Consider the following 17,636-nt stretch of genomic DNA (forward strand, 5'->3'; position numbering starts at 1 on the left):
GGTCATCCCTGAGCCGGCGCGGGAGCGGACGTGGGCGCTGCGACGAGCTCGTCGAGACGCTCGTAGCCCTCGGACATGCCCTTCTCCATCCCGCTCTCGACCATCATGTCGCGGCCCTCGACGGTGCGGCCGATGCTGCGTCCTTCGAGGCGGCAGCGGCCGTCGCCGAGGTCGACGAAGCGCATGAACTCGATGGCGACCTCGTCGGGTGCCCCCTCGAACTCGAAGGTCTGGATCGCGAGGTCGTTGTCGCGGACGGTGTGGAACGTCCCGTGGAAGCCGAACTCCATCCCCTCGGGGTTGCGGTGCACGTAGCGGTAGCCGCCGCCGGGGGTGAAGTCCCAGCGCTCGATGTCCATCTCGTAGCCGCGTGGGCCGAGCCACTGGCGGACGAGCTCGGGGTCGCGGTGGGCGTTGAAGACGGCCTCGACGGGAGCGTCGAACTCGCGCATGAAGTCGATCCACGGCACGCCGGCGGGGATGTCGAGGGTGAGTGGGTTGGTCATGGCTGTTGCTCCTTGTCACTGATCTGTGTGGTTGCTGCGGGTGAGGCGCCGCGTTCGAGGACGGCGTCGAGCGAGCGGTAGCGCTGCTCGGCGGCGAGCCGGTAGCGGTCGATCCAGGCCGTCATGGCCTCGAGCCGGGCCGCCTCGAGGTGGACGGGACGGCGCTGCGCGTCGCGGGTCCGGCTCACGAGGCCGGCCTGCTCGAGCACCTGGATGTGCCTGCTGACGGCCTGCTTGCTGATCGCGAAGGGCTCGGCGAGCTCGTTGACGGTCGCGGCGCCCCGGCTGAGGCGGGCGATGATGGCGCGCCGGACGGGGTCGGCCAGTGCCGCGAAGGCGCGGTCGAGGTCAGCCTCGGGGACGGGCGTGAGGATCATTGTCAACAAACTCCTTGATCAACTAATACGTTGATTAAACGCCGACACCGACGCCCCGTCAAGACCCGACGGCCGTGGACCCGGCCATCCGCCCACCCGGCGCTGCGTCGCCACGCGCGGACGCGGCATACCCAAGCACCTCATGTTCCGCAGGTGCGGAGGTAGGGTGACCTCCATGCCGCATCTGCGTATCACCGAGGCTGCCGCCCTGCTCGGCGTCTCCGACGACACCGTCCGACGCATGGTCGACTCCGGCCGGCTCGACGGGGCCACGGACGACGCGGGGCGCCGCACCGTCGACGGAGCCCAGCTCGCAGCCGTGGCGCAGGAGCTGGCGCACCCGGCCGCGGTCGGGACCATCGGCGCCGCGTCCGCCCGCAACCGGATGCGCGGCATCGTCACCGCCATCACCAAGGACACGGTGATGGCCAAGGTCGAGCTCCAGTGCGGCCCCTTCCGCATCGTCTCGCTGCTGTCGAGCGAGTCCGTCGACGAGCTCGCCCTCGAGGTCGGCTCGGTCGCGGTCGCCAGCGTCAAGTCCACCCACGTCGTCGTCGAGGTGCCCGCATGAGCTCCCGCATCCCCCGCCCCACGACCCGGCGGCTGGCTCCGGCCGTCGCGGCCACCGGGCTGGCCGCGCTCCTGACAGCGGTGCTGGCCGCGTGCGGCACCTCCGCGACCCCGTCCGCCGGGGGCGGCAGCGGCACGACGTCGCTCCAGGGCACGGTCACGGTCCTGGCCGCGGCGTCGCTGACGGAGTCGTTCGACCAGCTGAAGAAGGACTTCGAGGCCGCCCATCCGGGCGTCACCGTCGAGACCTCCTACGGCTCGAGCGCGACGCTCGTGCAGCAGGTCGACAACGGCGCACCCGCCTCCGTCATCGCCCTGGCGGGCACCGCAGCGGCCGAGCCGCTCGACAAGAGCATGGTCAAGGACACGCAGACCTTCGCGAGCAACTCGCTCGAGATCGCCGTGCCACCAGCCAATCCCGGCCAGGTCACCTCCCTCGCCGACCTCGCGAAGCCGACCGTCAAGGTGGTCCTCTGCGCCGACACCGTGCCGTGCGGCAAGGCCGCGCAGGCCACGTTCAAGAAGGCGCGCGTCGTGCCCAACGTCGTGAGCAAGGAGGTCGACGTCAAGGCGACCCTCGCCAAGGTCAAGCTCGCCGAGGCAGACGCCGCCGTCGTCTACCACTCCGACGTCGTCGCGTCGAAGGACGCCGTCAAGGGCATCGAGATCCCCTCGCAGCTCAACACGCGCCTCACCTACCCCGTCATCACGCTCACCGACGACGCCGCGACCAAGGCCTTCGTCGCCTACCTGCTGAGCGCCAAGGGTCTGGCGACGGTGCAGTCGTTCGGCTTCGGCGCGCCCTGACCTCCTTCCGCCGCGCCACCGGAAGGATGACCTGACATGAGGTATGCCGCCGGCTGGCGTTCGCGTGTCGCCCTCGGCGTCCCGGCGGGGCTGGCGCTCCTGCTGCTCGTCGTCCCCCTGGTCGCGCTGCTCCTGCGGGCCGACTGGGCCCGCCTCCCGTCGGACCTTGCGACGCCGACCGTCCTTCCGGCCCTGCGGCTCTCGCTCACGACGACCTCGGTCACCGCTGTCCTCTGCCTCGCACTGGGCACCCCCCTGGCATGGTTCCTCGCGCGGTCGGAGCACCGGGCGACGAGCTGGGTGCGGGCCCTGCTGACCGTGCCGCTCGTGCTGCCACCGGTCGTCGGCGGCGTCGCCCTGCTCATGACCTGGGGGCGCAACGGGGTGGTCGGGCAGCACCTGACCCCCTTCGGCATCCAGATCCCCTTCACGACCGTCGCCGTGGTCCTCGCCGAGACCTTCGTGGCGATGCCCTACTACGTGCTCGCCGTCGAGGGCGCGGTGCGCGGCCTCGACCCACGGCTCGAGTCGGTGGCGCGCACGCTCGGGGCCACCGACCTGCGCTACCTGCGCACGGTCGGCATCCCGCTCGTCCTGCCCGGCATCGCGAGCGGCCTGGCCCTCGCGTGGGCCCGGGCGCTGGGTGAGTTCGGCGCGACCATCACCTTCGCCGGCAACTTCGCCGGTCGCACCCAGACGCTCCCCCTGCTCGTCTACGTCGAGCTCGAACGCGACCCGCAGGTGGCGATCTCGATCAGCATCATGCTGCTCGCCGTCAGCGTGCTCGTGCTCGGTGTGCTGCGCGGCCGGTGGCTGCGATGAGCTCTCCGGCCGATCACAGCGCGGGCCTAGATGCGCGAGTTCGCCTGTCCCGCGGTGCAGCCGAGATCGACGTCGCACTCAGAGCCGAGCCGGGACAGGTCATCGGGGTGCTCGGACCCAACGGGGGCGGCAAGACCTCCACGGTGCTGGCCCTCGCCGGGGTGCTGCCCCTCGCGGAGGGCCACGTGAGGGTGGGCGGCCAGCTCTGGGACGACGGGAGACACCGCCTCGCTCCCGAGGCGCGCCACGTCGGCCTCATGCTCGCCGACAGCCTGCTCTTCCCGCACCTGCGCGCCGTCGACAACGTCGCCTTCGGTCCCCGCAGCCGCGGGGTCGCCCGGCAGCAGGCCCGCGAACGCGCCCGCACGGAGCTCGAGAGGGTCGGCCTGGGCGACCGCGAGGCAGCGAGGCCGAGCGAGCTCTCGTCGGGCCAGCAGGCCCGCGTCGCCCTGGCCCGCGCCCTCGCCACCGACCCGTCGCTGCTGCTCCTCGACGAGCCGCTCTCCGCCCTGGACCCCGACACGCGCGCACGCACGCGCAGCGATCTCGCGGCGCGGCTGACGGCATACGACGGGGTGACCGTGCTCGTCACCCACGACCCGCTCGACGCGCTGACGCTCGCCGACCACCTCGTCTTCGTCGAGCACGGGCGCGTGACCCAGACGGGCACGCCGGCCCAGGTGCTGAGCGAACCACGAAGCGCCTACGTGGGCACCGTCGTCGGGCTGAACCTGTATGCCGGACAGGGCGACTCGCACGGACACGTGCGCACCGCGGACGGTGGGCTCATCGTCACGACCGGTCCCACCGAGGGGCCGGTGTGGGCGACGGTCCCGCCGAGCGCCGTGTCACTGCACCTGCACGAGCCGGAGGGGTCACCACGCAACGCCTGGCGGCTGCGCATCGCCTCGGTGACGATGCAGGGACAGTCGGCCCGGGTCGGGCTCGTCGGTGACGTGCCCCTCACGGCCGAGGTGACCCTCGAGTCCGTGACGGCGCTCGGGCTGCAGGTCGGGCAGGAGGTCTGGGCCGCGGTCAAGGCGACCGAGGTGCGCACCTACCCTCGCTGACCGCACTCGGTGACCGCACTCGGTGACCAGGGCGACGACGAGGGCGGGTGGGGCACGGAACCCGTCCGCACCCCACCCGCCCGAGCGTGGGTCGCCCCGTCGCCGGGACGACCCACGTCGCACTCAACCCAGCGTCACCGAGGTGTCGTCGATGACGAAGGACGTCTGCAGCGAGCTGTCCTCGGTCCCGGTGAAGCCGACCGTGACCGTCTGGCCCGCGAACGAGGAGACGTCGAACGTCTTGAGCACGTAGCCCGAGGCGGCGTTGGCGTTCGAGAGCGTCGTGAGCGTCGTCGAACCGGCCTTGACGGTCAGCTTGTCGTAGGCCGTCGTGCCCGTCTCGGCCGTGTCGATGTGCACGTAGAACGACAGGGTCGCCTTGCACCCGGCCGGGATCGTCACCGACTGCGAGAGCGTGTCGGTGTGCGAGGAGCCGTAGCCGTCGAGCCATGCCTTCCAGCTGCCCGAGTGGGCCGGCTCACTGGTCGAGCTGTCGACGACTCCCGTGCTGGCGGTCCACGGTGCGGCGGTGCCGGTCTCGAAGCCGGGGTTGCCGAGCAGCTGGCCGCTGCACGAGGTGCCGGACGTGCCGATCGTCCACGTGAAGGTGGCCGAGCCGCTGGCGTTCGTGGTGTCCTTGGCGGAGACCGTCACGTTGTAGGTGCCTGCCGCAGAGGGGGTTCCGCTGATCAGGCCGGTCGAGCTGTTGATCGTCAGGCCCGTCGGGAGGCTCGTCGCCGAGTAGGTGAGGGTCTGGCCCGATGCGGAGTCGCTGGCCTGGATCTGGAGGCTCTTGGCCGTGCCGACGGTCCCGGACTGGTTGCCGGGGTTGGTGACCGTCACGGTGTTGCTCGTCGTGCCGCCGACCGTCGGGTGGGAGATGTCGCAGCGGTTCGTGTCGTTGGACCACGTGGCCTGCTCGGCGTACGAGCCGTTGCCCATGCTGACGTTGCCGGCGCCGCCGGCGGACCCCGGGGCGATCCAGGCGCACTCGTCGGCGTTCTCCTGGCCGTTGTAGGTGGCGTTGCCGGTGTGGTTCGTCCAGCCGCCAGCAGGGTTCTGGTCGGTGATGGTCTCGGCGTACTCGTGACCCTCGACCATGGTGTAGCCGTCCGTCGTGCCGGCGCTGCCGGAGTTGACGAAGTTCTGGCCGCAGCTCGAGCCCTGGTCCATGACGTAGGGCATGTTGGTGAAGGCCACGTCGCCGACGCTGGAGGCGACGCTGACGTCACCGTTCCAGTCGTGCCAGGCGCAGAAGCCGCCGGTCTTGTAGTTGTCGGGGTTGAGCCCGGTCGCCGAGAGGACGACGTACTGCGCGTAGCGGTTCGAGGCGGCCGTGGTGTTGCCGAAGTGGCTTGCGGCCTTGACGGCCTCGGTGCCGAGCTGGGTGCCGGTCGCGGCCGACGGCTCGGCGGCGCTGTTGTCGTACCAGACCCCGGCCAGGGCCCCTCCGGTCGGGTAGCCGACGTGCGCCGTGCTGGTGGCGCACGAGGTGGCTCCGCTGGCGACGCCCGGTCCGTCGCAGTACTGCGTCATGACCCCGGACCACTGCTCGCCGCCGGTGCCCAGGCCCTTGAACATCTGCTGGAGCCGGCCCGCGCCGCCCGCCGCGTCGCTGGAGAAGGTGAGGTTGCCGTTGGCGTCGGTGCCCTGGCTGCCCCACTGCGTGCCCCAGAAGACGAGGTAGACCTTCGGCTTGCCGCTCGTGACGCCGATGCCGTCGACGGCACCGCCGTAGGAGAGCGTCTGGGTGCCGGTGGCCGTCGTCGACTGGGTCGCGGCCCACTGCTTCATCCGCGCGTTCGTCGCCTGGGTCGGCACGACACCGTGACGGTAGGTGTGGCCCGTCTGGGGCGAGTACGGGTTGGGCGCCGGGCGGTGGGAGCTCCCCGCCTGAAGCGCGCCTGCGGTGGGCGAACCAGCGACGGCGACCGTCGCCGCGGCCGCCAGGGCCAGGAACGCCACCCGGGCGAGGCCTCGGCGGCGTGTGTGCGTGGACAGCATGTGGATCCTCTCGAAAGGTGTGACGAAGGACCGGAGCCGAGCGCTGCGCAGGGGTGGCGAGCCGCGACTCAGGGGACTGCCTCCGACCGGTCGCCCGGGCGGCGCTTGAAAACGTAGGGGCGCCGGGAGTCATTGCGGTTCAAGGGATTTCAAAGATCCCGTATCTGGATCGCCATGACTTGGGCGCCACTTGGCCCGTCTGCATGAGGGCTGGGTCCTGACTGTGCGTCCGCCGTCACGACGATGTGAGCGCGCCGGGTCCCGGATGTGAGGCCGGGACCCGGGAGGTGACGGAGCGGCCCGCTGTCGAGCCCCGCGCGTCTCACACTTTGGACGAAATGCTCGGACGTCCTAGTATCTAGCCATGCCAGCGACGAGGCTGATGCCGACCGACGAAGCCGCCGACCTGATCGAGCTGACCCGCGAGATCTGCCGCAAGGACCTCGCACCGAAGGTCGACGACGCCGAGCGCGCCCGGACCTTCCCCGAGGCGACGTTCCGCACCCTCGGCCGCGCCGGGCTGCTCTCCCTGCCCTACCCCGAGGAGCACGGCGGCGCCGGGCAGCCCTACGAGGTCTACCTCCAGGTCGTCGAGGAGATCGCCTCCGTCTGGATGAGCGTGGCGGTCGGCGTCAGCGTCCACGGCCTCACGGCATACCCCGTCGCGACCTTCGGCACCCCTGAGCAGCAGGCGGACCTGCTGCCCGGGATGCTCTCCGGCGAGCAGCTCGGCGCCTACTGCCTGTCCGAGCCGCTCGCGGGCTCCGACATCGCCTCGATGACGGCGCGCGCCACCCGCACCGGCGACGGCTGGTCGCTCAAGGGCACCAAGGCGTGGATCTCGCACGCCGGCCACGCCGACTACTACACGACCTTCGCCCGCACCTCCGACGACGGCGGCAAGGGCCTCTCGACGTTCATCGTGCCCGCCGATGCCGCAGGGCTGTCCTTCGCCGAGCCCGAGCGCAAGATGGGCCTGCACTGCGACCCGGTCGCCCAGGTCATGTTCGACAACGTCCCCGTCGACGGCGCACGCCTCATCGGCCGCGAGGGCGACGGCATGAAGACGGCGCTGTCGGCCCTCGACGCCGGTCGCCTCGGGATCGCCGCGGCGGCGACGGGACTCGCCCAGGCTGCTCTCGACGCCGCCGCGGACTACGCGAACGAGCGCCAGCAGTTCGGCAGGCGCATCGGTGACTTCCAGGGCCTCGCGTTCCTGCTGGCCGACATGGAGGCGGCCGTGACGTCCGCCCGCGCGACCTACCTCCACGCGGCGCGGCTCAAGGACGCCGGCCGCGCCTTCGGCAAGGAGGCGGCGGTCGCCAAGCTCGTCGCCACGGACGCCGCGATGAAGGTGACGACGGACGCCGTGCAGGTGCTCGGCGGCGCCGGCTACATCGAGGACTTCCCGCTCGAGCGCTACATGCGCGAGGCCAAGGTCACCCAGATCTTCGAGGGGACCAACCAGATCCAGCGCCTCGTCATCTCGCGTCAGCTCCTCGCCCGCTGACCCACACCTCCCGAAAGGCCTGCCATGCAGCTGAACTCGTCCACCGTCGCCGTCGTCACCGGGGGTGGCTCCGGCCTCGGCGGGGCCACGGCCCGTCGCCTCGTCGCCGACGGCGCGACCGTCGTCATCATCGACCTCGAGTCCTCGACGGCGCCGGCGCTCGTCGACGAGCTCAACGGTGAGCGCGAGGGCAGTGCGGTCTTCATGGCCGCCGACGTGCGCGACGAGGCCCAGGTGCAGGCCGCGATCGAGCGCGCCACCCAGCTCGGTGAGCTGCGCATCGCCGTGAACTGCGCCGGTGTCGCCACCCCAGGGCGCGTCATCGGCCGCGGGGGGCCGCTCTCGCTCGAGACGTTCAGGACGGTCGTCGACATCAACCTCGTCGGCTCCTTCAACGTGCTGCGCCTCGCCGCCGCCGCCATGCTCGGCAACGAGCCCCTCGACGGCGACCGCGGCGTCATCGTCAACACGGCGAGCATCGCGGCCTTCGACGGCCAGATCGGCCAGGCCGCCTACGCCGCGAGCAAGGGCGGCATCGTCGGCCTGACGCTCTCGGCCGCCCGTGACCTGGCCGACAAGGCGATCCGCGTCATGACGATCGCCCCCGGCACGTTCGAGACGCCGATGCTCGCGGGCCTGCCCGGCGAGGTCAAGGAGGTCCTCGAGAAGCAGGTCCCGCACCCGTCGCGCCTCGGCCGACCGGAGGAGTACGCCAACCTCGTGCGCCACGTCGTCGACAACCCGATGCTCAACGGCGAGGTCATCCGCCTGGACGGCGCCCTGCGCATGCCGCCTCGCTGAGCGCGTATGCCGCCTCGCTTGGTGCGTATGCCGCCTCGCTGAGTCCCAGGTTGACCCGCGGCTGGGAGCCGATCGGCTCGACCGCGGCGGCAGGCAGGCACAATGAGGACGTGAACGAGCCGGGCGGTGATCTCGTGGTCCCGCCGGGACCCGGCCTGCGTCGCGGCCTCGTCGTGCCGGCGGTCGAGCTCGTCGAGCGGTTCAGCCGCTCGTCCGGTCCGGGCGGCCAGGGCGTCAACACCACGGACAGCCGGGTCGAGCTCGTCCTCGACGTCGAGGCCTCGACCGCCCTGACCCCGACCCAGCGCGAGCGCCTGGTCACGGCCCTGGCCGGGAGGCTCGTGGGTGGCCGGGTCACGGTCGTCGCCTCCGAGCACCGGTCCCAGCTGCGCAACCGCGCGGCAGCTCGGGAGCGGCTGGTCGCGCTGCTGGGCGAGGGTCTCGCTCCCCCACCCCCGGCGCGCCGCGCGACGAAGCCGACGCGCGGCTCGCAGCGGCGACGGGTCGAGGGCAAGAAGCGCCGGTCCCAGCTCAAGTCGGGGCGGGGTCGGGTCCAGCCCGAGTGACCGCCTCCGCCACGGGCCGTTCGTGGCCCCTCGACGGTCGGGGGTGGGCCGTTCGTGGCCTCTCGACGATCGGGGGTGGGCCGTTCGTGGCCTCTCGACGGTTGGAGGGTGGGGTCAGGCGTGGGGCGGGGGCAGGAGCGTCGTGCCGACGACGGCGTCCACCTCGATGGGTCCGTAGACGTGCGGGAACGTCTCGCCCGTCGCCGGGTCGCCGACCTCGTGCACGACGCGGGAGGAGAGGCGCGTCTCGTCGATGTGGAGCAGGACGAGCGGCTCGGTGACGTCGGCGTAGAACCGCGAGCGGACGACGGGCCACTGCTGCCCCGAGGATGCGTGCACGAAACCTTCCTCCGCGAGCGAGCGCCCACGCGTCGACCGGGTGTAGGTGCCGTCCCGGAGCGCCTGCTCCCAGTGGGCCTGCTCGGCGAGGTGGTAGATCATGGCGCGCGACGCTACCAAGCCCGCAGCAGGTGCGGTGAGGTGCGTCTCAGGTCCAGCGCCACTCCCCCGGAGCGAGGGACGCTGGTGGTGTGGACCGTTGCGGACCAGCCGTTCTCGGCCGCACGCACGGCAGGAGGTCGAGGGAGCATGACGAGGACGCAGGAGCCGCGTGACGACGCCGGGCTGCGCTACCCGCCGCGGGTCGCGAGCCTGCGCGGGCACGACCTCTCCTTCGTCGACACCGGCGAGGGGTCGGCGATCCTCTTCATCCACGGCCTGCTCGGCTCGCACGAGAACTGGACGCACCTCGTCGACCGCCTCGACACCGACCACCGCGTCGTCATCCCCGACCTCTTCGGGCACGGCGCCTCGGCCAAGCCGGTGGGCGACTACTCGCTCGGCTCGCACGCCGCGATCCTGCGCGACCTCATCGACCTGCTCGGCATCGAGCGCGTCACGCTCGTGGGCCACTCGCTGGGCGGCGGCATCGCCATGCAGTTCTGCTACCTCTTCCCGGAGCGGGTCGAGGCGCTCGTGCTCGTGTCGACGGGTGGGCTGGGTCGCACGGTGAGCCCGCTGCTGCGCTCGGCGACCCTGCCCGGCGCCGAGCTCGTGCTGCCGGTCATCGCGTCGAGCTGGGTGCGCGAGCGCGTCGAGTCGCTGGGGCGGGCCGTGCGTGGGCTCGGCTGGCGGCCGAGCGCCGACGCGTCGGCGGCGTGGAAGGGCTTCACGTCGCTCTCCGACGCCGAGAGCCGTCGCGCCTTCCTCGCCACGACCCGCGGTGTCATCGACCCGGGTGGCCAGACGGTCAACGCGCTGGACCACCTGCCCGCCGCCGAGCGGATCCGGACGCTCGTCATCTGGGGCACCCGGGACCGGATGATCCCGGTCGGCCATGCCGAGCGGGCCCACGAGATCTTCCCGGGGGCGAAGGTCGTGCTCTTCGAGGGCGCCGGCCACTTCCCGCACCTGGAGCAGCCCGACCGCTTCGCGAGCGTCCTCGAGGCCTTCATCCACGAGTGACCCGCACGATGGAGACCAGCTCGCCGGAGCACGAACCCAGCGGGCGTATGTTGTGTGGCCGCGCGGGACGGCTACCCGCGGGCGCCTGCCCGGCGGAGCGCCTCGGGGTCGAGGACGACGACGCGGCCACGGTCGAGCGTGACGACGCCGTCGGCCTCGAGGCGACGCAGCACCCGGTTCGCAGTCGGGCGCGTCACCCCGGCGAGCTCCGCGAGCACGGTCTGGTTCAACTGGACCGAGACGGGTGAGTGTCCTTGCGCGCCGGTGGAGTAGACACCGCACAGCGACACGAGGCTGTGGACGACACGCGTGTCGGCCGACGTGTGCAGCGCCTCCATGAGGGCCTCGGTCAGCCGGTTGACCCGAGCCGCGAGCAGCCGCACGAGCAGCCGGCTGACCTCGGGGCGGCGCGCGCACAGCCGCTCGAAGTCGGCGTAGCGCAGGGCGAGCGTCACGGTGGGCTCGACGGCCTCGATCGTCGCGGTCCGGCGTCCCGCCCGCACGATCATCGCGAGCTCACCGAACGCCTGGCCGGGGCCCATGACGGCGTAGGCGAGCCGGTCACCGTGCTCGGAGGAGCGGCGCGCCACGACCCGCCCCTCGACGACGAAGTGGACGGAGTCGGCGGCGTCACCCTCGTGGAAGACGACCTCGCCCGCCACGTACGAGTGCCGGTGCATGGTCGCCAGCACCTCCCGGCGCTCCTCGGCGGCGAGCTCGGAGAGCAGCCCCACGTCGACGTTCACGGCAGCGACGGTGTGGTCGGGGCGTGCTCGCGGACACGTCCCGGGTGTCGTGGTGCGCACAGACGCGCGCCCGAGCACGCGGGATCGTCGTCCGTGAGCACATCCACAGGGCGGGGGGCAGCGAACCCCTCGTGGAGGAAAGGCAGTTCGATGACGACGACGACACGGCGGGTCCACCCGGACCTCGCCCACCACCACCCCCGGGTTACCCGGCTCCCACTGGGCGGCTGGACCTGGGAGTGCGACTGTGGAGGCGCCTCGGCCCGGTCGGTCGTGGCTCGCCTGACCTGGCACCAGGCATACGTCGGCGCTCTCATCCACTCTGCCTCGATCTCGCCCTGAGGGCTCACCGCAAGCCCTCGTCGAGGCGCACCCGAAGGGGGACCGGGAGCGGCTCCAGCGACGCACGCGCCTCGGCGAGCAACGCCGACTCCGCCCGGTCGAACACATCCTGGGCGGAGTCTGGCGTGTCCCCGATCGCCGTCATGCCCACCCGGCCGCACTCGGTGATCGAGCTGATCATGTGGAAGACGACTCCGGTCTGGCGCGACTGGTCGAAGTGCAGGCCGGCCCGCGCGACGAGGTCGAAGAGGTCGTCGACACCGAGGCCCATGAGCGACTCGTCCTCGAGGTGGTCGGTGGCCACGAGGTGGCGCTCGGCCCCGGACGGCGTCAGGTAGCGGCCCTCCTCCTGGACGTACTCGCCGTCCGTCAGGAACTGCAGCGTCAGGAACGGGTGGGTCGTGCCGCCCTTGCGGAGGTTGACCTCGATGGCGTGGGTCTGCCAGCGGTCGCCCTGCCGGACGACGACGAAGTCGAGGGCGAACCGGCCGAGGACGCCCTTGTCGGCGAGGACCCGACCGACCTTCTCGGCCTCGCGGCTGATCGTGGTGGCGTAGGCCGGGTCGGCGGGGAAGCGCGCCCCGAGGTACATCTGCCCCGTGGGCCCACCGAGGACCTGGTCGTGCGTCGAGAGGACCGCGAGCTCACCGAGGGGCGTCACGTGCAGCTGCACGCTCGGGCTGCGGACCTCGTCGCCGACGACCCGCTCCTCGACGATCCCGCCCCGCTCCTCGAGCTTCGCGAGGTACGCGTCGATCCCGACGCGTACGTCCTCGAGCTGCATCGCGCGCACCCGCGCCTCGACCTCTGCGCGCAGACCGGCGTGCAGGTCGGCGTGCAGATCAGCCGGACCACCGATCCTCGAGCTCCCCTGTCCCGCAGTCAGGCCCGACAGGTCGACGAGCGCGTTGCCCGACCCGGACACCCCCTCGTTGAGCTTGACCATCGCCCACTGCACCCCCGGCCGGGCCGCGAGCAGGTCGAGGACGGCATCGACGACCTCGTCGACCGAGTGGAGGTCCTCGGCCCCGAACGGGTGGTCGACGCCGGCCTCGGCGAAGACGCGACGGCAGCCCGTCTTGGTCCCCAACGGGTAGAGGCGCGGGTGGGCGGCATACATCGGGATCCCGAGCAGGAGCGAGAGGTCCCGCTCGCGAGTCGTGCTCGTGTAGGGCACGAGGTGGGAGCGCGTGACGTCGGGCACGAGCCCGGCGATGCGTGCCACCAGCCGGGGACGGGCCAGCAGCTTGTCGGTCAGGGGCGTCGCCGACGAGTCGCCGACCGAGACGAGCTGGAGGCGAGACCGGGCGTGGCTCGGGATGACGCCCGGCAGCAGCGAGAGGTAGTACTCCACGACGTGCTCGTTGATCGGCATCGAGGTGACGTAGACCATCCGGAGGCGCGGCTGGCGCAGGAGCAGCAGCAGGAAGAGCAGCCGCTCCTCCATCGCCTGGTTCACGGCGCCGGCGGACGGGGCGAGCTTGTCGGCGCTCATCGACGGCACGACGACGACCGACTCGAGCGGGTCCCCCTGCCGGATGAGGCGCCACACCGCGGGCAGCCGCTCCTGGAGCTCGTCGAAGAGCGCGTCGCGGGTGGCCTCGTCGAGGTCAGCGAGGGCACCGGCCGACGCCGCCGTGGGTGCCGACGCCGCCGTGGGTGCCGAGGGCGCCGCGTGCGCCGGGGACGTCGGGGACGTCGGGGCTCCGGTGGGTGAGCTCATGGGAAGGCCTCCTGCCCGATCGTGCCGATCACCTCGTGGACCTCGAGGGGACGCGAGATCCCGCGCAGCTCGACGGGGCCGAGCGAACGGGTCTCGAAGCTGTCGTCGAGGCCGGCCCGCACCCGAGGGCTGATGAGGACCTGGCGGGTCGTGGCCGCGGCGCACAGCCGGGCCGCCACGTTGGTGACGGTCCCGATCGCGGCGTAGTCCCACCGCCCCTCGAACCCGACCCGGCCGAGCGTCGCGTAGCCCTGCGCGATGCCGACCCCGAAGCCGAGGTCGTGGCCCTGCCGGCGCCATTGCGCCGCCAGCTCGTCGACCCGGTCGCGCATCTCGAGCGCCATGCGCACGGCCCGTCGCGGTGCGTCGGCGCACGGCGGCGGGTCGTTGAAGAAGACCATGAGCCCGTCACCCGCGAAGTGCTCGAGCGTCCCCTCGTAGTGGAAGACGAGCTCGCCGAGCGCCGCGTGGTAGTCGCGGAGGACGGCCATCGTCTCCTCCGGCTCCGAGGTCTCGGCGAAGGCCGTGAAGCCCCGGAGGTCGGTGAACACCGTGGTGATGTCGCGGCGGTGGCTCTCGAGGAACGACTCGTCCCCCGACTCGACGATGAGGCCGGCGATCTGCGGCGAGAGGAAGCGGCGCAGCCGGCTCAGCCGCTCGAGGTCCGCGACCTGCTCGGCGACCCGCGACTCGAGCTCGGCGGTCCAGCGCTCGAGGGCGACCGTCTGCTCGACGACGGTGTCGTGCAGCCGCTTGACCCGGGCCAGCGAACGGACCCGCGCCATGAGCTCGGCCTGGTCGAAGGGCTTGGTGACGAAGTCGTCGGCGCCCACCTCGAGCGCGCGCAGGCGCTGCTGCGTGCCGCTCGCGGTCACCATGACGACGGGCAGCATCGCCGTGTGCGGGTCGGCCTTGATGCGTTGACACGTCTCGTAGCCGTCCATGACGGGCATCAGCACGTCGAGCAGGACCACGTCGACCTCGCACTCGGCGAGCGCCTCGAGCGCAGCCGGGCCCGACGACTCCGAGCGCACGACGAAGCCCCGGGGCTCGAGGACGGCATGCATGAGCCTGCGGTTCTGCTCGAGGTCGTCGACGACGAGGACCCGCACGCCGGTGAGCGGCGGGACCATCGCGTCGCCGCGGACGGGCATCACGGGTCCGCAGCCTCGTGTCGGGGCAGGTGGCGGCGCACCTGCGCCGGGAACTCACGGACGCTGATCGGCTTCTCGAGGTAGCCGGCGAAGCCCGAGACGAGGGCCCGCTCGCGGTCGCGGTGCATGGCGAACGCCGTAAGCGCGACGATCGGGATATGCGACGTCGGCTCGTGGTCACGGATCAGCTCGAGTGCGGCGAAGCCGTCGATCCCGGGGAGCTGGAGGTCCATCAGGATGACGTCCGGCAGGATCGTCCTCGCCTGCTCGACCGCCTCCTCGCCGGTGGTGGCCACGACGACGGAGAAGCCGGCATACTCCAGCACGTCGCGGGCCAGCTTGAGGTTGCGGGGGTTGTCCTCGACGAGGAGCACCACCGGTGGACCGCTCATGGCCCTTCCTCCGGCGCCGGGTGGGCAGCAGCCACGGCAGCGAGCCGGCGGGCGAGGCCCGGCAGGTCGATACCCGCCTTCTCGGCGACGAAGGCGATGCGCCCCTCGAGGCGCGAGCGATCCTGCGGCGTCAGGGTCTTCGCCGTCAGCACGACGATCGGCGGACCGTCGGACTCCCGGTCGGGACGCAGCTCGTCGATCACGGCGAAGCCGTCGACCTGCGGCATGAGCAGGTCCATGACGACGACCGAGGGCGCGACGGCCCGCACGAGGTCGGCCGCCTGCTGACCTCCAGCGCACGTGTGCACCTCCCAGCCCAGCGGCTCGAGCGTGCTGCGCACGAGCTTGAGCGCGAGGGGGTCGTCGTCGACGACCACGACGCTGAGCCCGGCGCCGGCCTCGCGTGCCTGCGCCGGCGACAGCAGGCGCGTCACCGCGGCCAGGAGGTGGTCGCCGCTGACCGGCTTGACGAGGTACTCCGTCGCCCCGAGCGCGAAGCCCCGACCGCGCTCCGGCTCGACGCTGACGACGACGACCGGCACCGCGGCCGTCGCCGGGTCGCTCTTGAGGGCGGCGAGCACCTCCCACCCGTCCATGCCCGGCAGGTGGATGTCGAGGATGACGGCGAAGGGGTCGCGCGACCGGACGAGGTCGAGCCCCTGCTCCCCGGTCGAGGCCGGGACGGCCCGCAGCCCGGCCGCACGCAGGTGGAGCCCGACGAGCTCCGCCGAGCGCGGGTCGTCCTCGATGACGACCACGGTCGGGCCGCCCACGGCCCCGTCGTCGAGCATCCAGACCGGCTCGTCGGGCGGCTCGGCGCTCGGCTGCGGGATCGAGAGGCCGAACGTGCTGCCCTCGCCGGGTGTGCTGGAGAGCCAGAGGCGCCCGCCGTGCAGCTCGACGATGCGGCGGCTCAGCGTCAGCCCGAGACCCGTGCCCTCGCTCGACGACGCCGACCGCTCGCCCTGCTGGAAGGAGTCGAAGATCCGCTCCTGGTCGGCCGGGTCGATGCCGATGCCGGTGTCGGTCACGGTGATGGCGACCGCCTCGCGGTCGCGCCACGCGCGCACGTCGACGCTGCCGCCGTCGGGGGTGAACTTCACCGCGTTGCTGAGCAGGTTGAGCAGCACCTCCTTGAGCCGGAGCTCGTCGGCCGTGACCGCCCCGAGGCCGCCGTCGGTCTCGAGCGTCAGGCGTATGCCGTGCAGCGCGGCCCGCTCGCGCACGAGCGAGAGCGCCTGCACGACCATGTCGTCGACGGGGAAGGTCGTGAGGTCCAGCTCCATGCGGCCGGCCTCGATCTTGGACAGGTCGAGGATGTCGCCGAGGAGCGCGAGCAGGTGTCGCCCGGCCGCGAGGATGTCCTGGAGGTAGTCCTCCTGGCGCTCGTTGAGCTCGCCGAACATCCGCTCGAGCAGGACCTCGGAGAAGCCGATGACGGCGTTGAGCGGGGTGCGCAGCTCGTGCGACATGCTCGCGAGGAACTCCGACTTGTGCCGGCTGGCCCGGGCCAGCTCGACGCTCTGCAGCTCCAGCTGCTGGTAGAGGCGCGCGTTCGTCAGGGCGACCGCCGACTGGCTGGCGAAGGCCGCCAGCAGCTCGCACGTCTCGGCGCTGAAGCTGCCGGGCGACTTGCGCCGCACGACGAGCGCGCCGACGACACGGTCCGCCCGCGACAGCGGGATGGCCACGAGCGAGCGCCAGCCGGAGCCGTGCAGCACCGCGAGGTGCTCGTCGAGGGGCAGCGGCACGTCGTCGAGGTCGGGGATCTGGAGCACCTCACGAGTCAGGGCGGACCGCCCGACCCAGGTGCGGTCGATGTGGATCTCGGCGGCACGGAGGGCAGCGATGACCTCCGGGCTCGTCCCTGACACGGTGCGCACGCCGAACAGGCCGGTCTGCTCGTCGAACTCCATGAGGGACCCGCCGTCGGTCCCCGACAGCTCGACGGCCCTGGAGACGATGAGGGCGAGGATCTCGTCGGGCACGAGCGTCGAGCTGATGGCCGCGCCGACCTCCGCGAGCGCCTCGAGCTGGTCGACCTTGCGGGCCAGCTCGGCTGACCGGCTCTCGACGGCGGCGAAGAGCTCGACGTGGCGCAGCGCGAGCGCGGCCTGCTCGGCGAACGTCGTCAGCAGCTCCTCGGCCCGCTCGTCGAAGGGATCGACCTCGGTGCGCCAGACGTTGAGGGCGCCGACCACCTCGTCGCCCACGACCATGGGCGCGCCCATCATGGTCCGGTAGCCGCCGAGCTGCTGGAAGTCCGTGCGCCCGTACCCCGGGTCGGCCAGGACGTCGTCGATGCGGTGGATGACCCGGTCCATCGTGACGCGTCCGACCAGGGTGGACCGGTCACGCGCAATGGGGTGCTCGGCGACGAAGTCGACGAACTCCGGCGTGAGCCCGCTTGAGCGGGCCAGCACGAACCCGTCACCGTCGACGAGGTAGATCTGCGCTACCTGAGCGCCGAGCAGCCTCCGCGCGTTGTCCACGACGGTGTCGAAGACCCGGTCCCGACCCGGCTGTCCCGTGTGCGTGGCGCTCGTCAGGACCTTGAGGACGTCGCTCGTGGCCCGGAACTGCTCCCGGACCTCGGCCAGACGGGACTCGAGCTCGGCGCGGTCCCTGCTCGCCGAGTCCCCAACGGCTGCCTCGAACCCGCCCATGCGAGTCCCCCATCGTGCTGTGAGTCCCTCTGGTCCCCCACACGAGTGTCCTCCCCGCCGCGCCGTCGCACCACGCAAACGTCCGACGTCGTGGGTGGGTGGGGCCCCCACGGGTT

18 protein-coding genes are annotated in these 17,636 nt (G+C 72.1%); 9 read left to right on the forward strand and 9 right to left on the reverse strand.

Annotated elements, in window-relative coordinates:
• Positions 1-2 precede the first annotated feature (2 nt).
• Both ABD297_RS00715 and ABD297_RS00720 read right to left on the reverse strand, forming a co-directional pair.
• Positions 3-506, reverse strand: a complete 504-nt coding sequence (locus ABD297_RS00715; protein ID WP_344252191.1) for an SRPBCC family protein — start codon at positions 504-506, stop codon at positions 3-5.
• Positions 503-883 carry an ArsR/SmtB family transcription factor gene (locus ABD297_RS00720; protein ID WP_344252192.1) on the reverse strand — a complete coding sequence of 127 codons (381 nt, stop codon included), beginning with the start codon at positions 881-883 and terminating at the stop codon, positions 503-505. The genes ABD297_RS00715 and ABD297_RS00720 overlap by 4 nt, the downstream gene beginning before the upstream one ends.
• A 175-nt stretch (positions 884-1,058) precedes the next feature.
• Between ABD297_RS00720 and ABD297_RS00725 the strand changes: the two genes are divergently transcribed.
• The 4 genes from ABD297_RS00725 to ABD297_RS00740 are packed head-to-tail and all read left to right on the forward strand — an operon-like array spanning position 1,059 to position 4,152.
• Positions 1,059-1,454, forward strand: coding sequence for a TOBE domain-containing protein (locus ABD297_RS00725; RefSeq protein WP_344252193.1), 396 nt, complete (start codon positions 1,059-1,061; stop codon positions 1,452-1,454).
• Complete coding sequence (gene modA, locus ABD297_RS00730; RefSeq protein ID WP_344252194.1) at positions 1,451-2,260, forward strand: molybdate ABC transporter substrate-binding protein; 810 nt, start codon at positions 1,451-1,453, stop codon at positions 2,258-2,260. The genes ABD297_RS00725 and modA overlap by 4 nt, the downstream gene beginning before the upstream one ends.
• 36 nt (positions 2,261-2,296) lie before the next feature.
• Positions 2,297-3,082 carry an ABC transporter permease gene (locus ABD297_RS00735; RefSeq protein WP_344252195.1) on the forward strand — a complete coding sequence of 262 codons (786 nt, stop codon included), beginning with the start codon at positions 2,297-2,299 and terminating at the stop codon, positions 3,080-3,082.
• On the forward strand, positions 3,079-4,152 hold the full coding sequence (locus tag ABD297_RS00740) for an ABC transporter ATP-binding protein (RefSeq protein ID WP_344252196.1): 1,074 nt from the start codon (positions 3,079-3,081) through the stop codon (positions 4,150-4,152). The genes ABD297_RS00735 and ABD297_RS00740 overlap by 4 nt, the downstream gene beginning before the upstream one ends.
• Before the next feature lie 123 nt (positions 4,153-4,275).
• Here ABD297_RS00740 and ABD297_RS00745 read toward each other — a convergent pair whose 3' ends face one another.
• The gene (locus tag ABD297_RS00745) at positions 4,276-6,156 is read right to left on the reverse strand and encodes a putative Ig domain-containing protein (protein ID WP_344252197.1); all 1,881 of its coding nucleotides are present in this window, start codon (positions 6,154-6,156) and stop codon (positions 4,276-4,278) included.
• Between the two features lie 364 nt (positions 6,157-6,520).
• Between ABD297_RS00745 and ABD297_RS00750 the strand changes: the two genes are divergently transcribed.
• The 3 genes from ABD297_RS00750 (at position 6,521) to arfB (ending at position 9,033) form a co-directional block, all read left to right on the forward strand.
• The gene (locus ABD297_RS00750; RefSeq protein WP_344252198.1) at positions 6,521-7,666 is read left to right on the forward strand and encodes an acyl-CoA dehydrogenase family protein; all 1,146 of its coding nucleotides are present in this window, start codon (positions 6,521-6,523) and stop codon (positions 7,664-7,666) included.
• Positions 7,667-7,690: 24 nt separating this feature from the next.
• Positions 7,691-8,467, forward strand: coding sequence for an SDR family NAD(P)-dependent oxidoreductase (locus ABD297_RS00755; RefSeq protein WP_344252199.1), 777 nt, complete (start codon positions 7,691-7,693; stop codon positions 8,465-8,467).
• A 110-nt stretch (positions 8,468-8,577) separates the two neighbouring features.
• Complete coding sequence (gene arfB / locus ABD297_RS00760; RefSeq protein ID WP_344252200.1) at positions 8,578-9,033, forward strand: alternative ribosome rescue aminoacyl-tRNA hydrolase ArfB; 456 nt, start codon at positions 8,578-8,580, stop codon at positions 9,031-9,033.
• Between the two features lie 114 nt (positions 9,034-9,147).
• Here arfB and ABD297_RS00765 read toward each other — a convergent pair whose 3' ends face one another.
• Positions 9,148-9,474 carry a DUF952 domain-containing protein gene (locus tag ABD297_RS00765; protein WP_344252201.1) on the reverse strand — a complete coding sequence of 109 codons (327 nt, stop codon included), beginning with the start codon at positions 9,472-9,474 and terminating at the stop codon, positions 9,148-9,150.
• 147 nt (positions 9,475-9,621) lie between these two features.
• Between ABD297_RS00765 and ABD297_RS00770 the strand changes: the two genes are divergently transcribed.
• Positions 9,622-10,497, forward strand: coding sequence for an alpha/beta fold hydrolase (locus ABD297_RS00770; RefSeq protein ID WP_344252202.1), 876 nt, complete (start codon positions 9,622-9,624; stop codon positions 10,495-10,497).
• Positions 10,498-10,568: 71 nt separating this feature from the next.
• Here the strand turns inward: ABD297_RS00770 and ABD297_RS00775 are convergent, their stop codons facing one another.
• Positions 10,569-11,243, reverse strand: coding sequence for a Crp/Fnr family transcriptional regulator (locus ABD297_RS00775; RefSeq protein ID WP_344252203.1), 675 nt, complete (start codon positions 11,241-11,243; stop codon positions 10,569-10,571).
• Positions 11,244-11,393: 150 nt separating this feature from the next.
• On the opposite strand from ABD297_RS00775, the gene ABD297_RS00780 reads away from it, so the two are divergent.
• Positions 11,394-11,585 carry a hypothetical protein gene (locus ABD297_RS00780; RefSeq protein WP_344252204.1) on the forward strand — a complete coding sequence of 64 codons (192 nt, stop codon included), beginning with the start codon at positions 11,394-11,396 and terminating at the stop codon, positions 11,583-11,585.
• Positions 11,586-11,589: 4 nt separating this feature from the next.
• Here the strand turns inward: ABD297_RS00780 and ABD297_RS00785 are convergent, their stop codons facing one another.
• Genes ABD297_RS00785 through ABD297_RS00800 form a run of 4 tightly spaced genes read right to left on the reverse strand, consistent with a single transcriptional unit; the run spans position 11,590 to position 17,520 of the window.
• Positions 11,590-13,308 carry a peptide ligase PGM1-related protein gene (locus ABD297_RS00785; protein WP_344252205.1) on the reverse strand — a complete coding sequence of 573 codons (1,719 nt, stop codon included), beginning with the start codon at positions 13,306-13,308 and terminating at the stop codon, positions 11,590-11,592.
• A complete protein-coding gene (locus ABD297_RS00790) occupies positions 13,305-14,462 on the reverse strand; it encodes a response regulator (protein WP_344252468.1) in 1,158 nt (385 codons plus the stop codon). Before ABD297_RS00790 ends, ABD297_RS00785 begins: the two co-directional genes overlap by 4 nt.
• Entirely contained in the window at positions 14,462-14,854 is a 393-nt protein-coding gene (locus ABD297_RS00795) for a response regulator (RefSeq protein ID WP_344252206.1), read from the reverse strand. The genes ABD297_RS00790 and ABD297_RS00795 overlap by 1 nt, the downstream gene beginning before the upstream one ends.
• The gene (locus ABD297_RS00800; protein WP_344252207.1) at positions 14,851-17,520 is read right to left on the reverse strand and encodes a response regulator; all 2,670 of its coding nucleotides are present in this window, start codon (positions 17,518-17,520) and stop codon (positions 14,851-14,853) included. The genes ABD297_RS00795 and ABD297_RS00800 overlap by 4 nt, the downstream gene beginning before the upstream one ends.
• Positions 17,521-17,636: the final 116 nt, after the last annotated feature.

It is taken from the genome of Terrabacter carboxydivorans (assembly GCF_039532035.1).
Lineage (GTDB): Bacteria > Actinomycetota > Actinomycetes > Actinomycetales > Dermatophilaceae > Terrabacter > Terrabacter carboxydivorans.